Annotated in this window: 2 protein-coding genes and 1 pseudogene; all 3 read left to right on the top strand. The window is 37.5% G+C overall.

The annotated features are described in order from the left end of the window. Positions 1-351, top strand: a pseudogene (qcrB, locus tag AC06OU_RS02460) (menaquinol-cytochrome c reductase cytochrome b subunit); the annotation flags it as partial. Positions 352-392: 41 nt separating this feature from the next. Further along, complete coding sequence (locus tag AC06OU_RS02455) at positions 393-1,172, top strand: c-type cytochrome (protein WP_475853735.1); 780 nt, start codon at positions 393-395, stop codon at positions 1,170-1,172. A gap of 135 nt (positions 1,173-1,307) precedes the next feature. Continuing rightward, positions 1,308-1,795: lipoprotein heptaprenylglyceryl N-acetyltransferase LhaT (gene lhaT / locus AC06OU_RS02450; RefSeq protein ID WP_475853734.1), on the top strand; the 488-nt coding region annotated here is incomplete at its 3' end.

The raw sequence follows: 1,795 nt of genomic DNA, 5'->3' as shown, positions 1-1,795 counted from the left end.
ACTCTTCGTGTATTCTTCACAGGTTCTTATAAAAAACCTCGTGAGTTAAACTGGATTGTTGGTGTAGGGATTTTTGGCGTTATGTTAGGTCTTGGTTTCACAGGTTATCTACTTCCTTGGGACATGAAAGCATTGTTCGCTACAAAAGTAGGTATTGAAATTGCTGCATCTGTACCGGTTATCGGTGGCATGATCAAAACATTATTAGCTGGTGATGAAACAATCATCGGTGCACAAACATTAACAAGATTCTTCGCGATTCATGTATTCTTCTTGCCGGCTGCTCTTTTTGCTTTACTTGCAGCTCACTTTATCATGATTCGTCGTCAAGGTATTTCTGGACCACTATAATGGGTAAGTGGAACAGATAATTCTTAAAAGGAGGGGACAATATGCATCGCGGAAAAGGTTTGAAATTTGTTGGAGATTCTCGTGTAACGGATCCTTCTAGCCGTAAAAAGAAAACTCCTAAAGACTATTCTGAGTATCCAGGTAAAACAGAAGCTTTCTGGCCTGACTTCTTGCTAAAAGAATGGTTAGTCGGAGCAGTATTTTTAGTCGGTTATTTAGTATTGACAGTTGCACATCCATCGCCGTTAGAGCGACCAGCTGATCCAACGGACACAGCTTATATTCCTTTACCTGACTGGTATTTCCTATTTTTATATCAATTATTAAAATACGAATTTGCTTCTGGACCATACAACATCATTGGAGCAATCGTTATGCCAGGTCTTGCTTTCGGAGCACTTTTACTAGTACCATTCTTAGATACAAGCAAGGAAAGAAGCCCATGGAAACGTCCATTACCAACTGGTTTCATGCTTTTAGCTATCGCTTCAATTATTTTCTTAACTTGGGAATCTGTAGCTAACCACGACTGGGAAGCTGCTAAAGCACAAGGTGAGATTAGAGAAGAAGTGGCTGTAGAAATTGATGAAACTGCTCCTGGCTATGAAATATATCAGGGCTCATCATGTATAGGTTGTCACGGTAATGCTTTTGAAGGCGGTATAGGTAAACCACTTATTGGTTTAGAATATACAGCTGAAGAAATCGTTGAAATTGCTCATGAAGGAATTGGAACAATGCCACCAGGCTCATTCCAAGGAACGGAAGAGGAATTACAAGAGCTTGCTGAGTTTATCACAACTTTACAACCAGCAGAATAATCCAAAAAAAGAGAGTCAGGTAACTGACTCTCTTTTTTTAGCAATTATTCCTTTAATGAAATTTTACAAATTCTTTACAAAAAATTATAGTTATTCTAGTTATAATAAAATAGGGGAGTATGGGAAATATATATGATGATGCATCTAAAATTGTTGCTCTACAATAAATCATTCATGTGGTTGTTATTTTACGTTAACCTAATCGGAACAATTTATGGATATTATTGGTATAAGAGTCAATTATCTGTTACTGAAACAAAATTTCTAATATTTGTACCAGATAGTCCAACGGCGAGTCTATTTTTTACACTTGCTCTTTTAGGTTGGCTAATGAATAAAAACTGGAAACTTATAGAAGCTTTAGCGCTTATTACACTTGTGAAATACGGACTATGGGCTGTTGTTATGAATTTATGGACGCTAGTAGAAACTGGAGATATAGGCTGGATGGGCTGGATGCTAGTAGGATCACATTTTGCTATGGCACTCCAAGCTATTCTATATATCCCTTTTTACCGATTTAAATTTGTCCATATTGTGATCGCAGCCATTTGGACGCTCCACAATGATGTGATAGACTATGTATTTGGTCAAATGCCTACGTATAGAAGCCTAAGTGAGTA

It is taken from the genome of Psychrobacillus sp., assembly GCF_056205495.1.
Note: the sequence above shows the minus strand (reverse complement) of the source record. Positions and strands in the feature narration are given on the sequence as shown.